The 380-nt window shown below is 71.6% G+C and carries 1 pseudogene; it reads right to left on the bottom strand.

Annotation, left to right across the window (positions count from 1 at the left end):
* Positions 1-269 (bottom strand): annotated as a pseudogene (locus tag KUM44_RS27415) (DDE endonuclease); the annotation flags it as partial.
* Positions 270-380 lie beyond the last annotated feature (111 nt).

The raw sequence follows: 380 nt of genomic DNA, 5'->3' as shown, positions 1-380 counted from the left end.
TGGGTGTTGAGATTGTCCCAGACCACCACGATCGGGCCGCCGAGCTGCTGGTACGCGGTCTGGAACAGGTCGCGGTAGTCCTGCCAGGAGAAGCTCTTGCGTCCGTCAGGCCGGGCGTCCGGGCAGGGCCGGTAGATCAGCCGCGAGCGTGCGCCGGGTTTGTAGCAGGCCAGGGCGGCGACGGATAAGCGGCGGCGCGAGCGGCCCCGTACGCGCACGACGGGAGTGCGGCCGCGGCGGGACCAGGTGTGGCGGGTGGGCGGCGTCATCGAGAAGCCGGCCTCGTCCTCGAAAACGAGCCAGGCATCGAGCGCCGCCACGGTCCTTCCACCTGGGGCCAGGTCTCCTTCACCCAGCCGGCCACCGCCACCTCGTCGCGC

Source organism: Streptomyces sp. AC550_RSS872, from assembly GCF_019049285.1.
In the GTDB taxonomy this organism is placed as follows: Bacteria; Actinomycetota; Actinomycetes; order Streptomycetales; family Streptomycetaceae; genus Streptomyces.
Note: the sequence above shows the minus strand (reverse complement) of the source record. Positions and strands in the feature narration are given on the sequence as shown.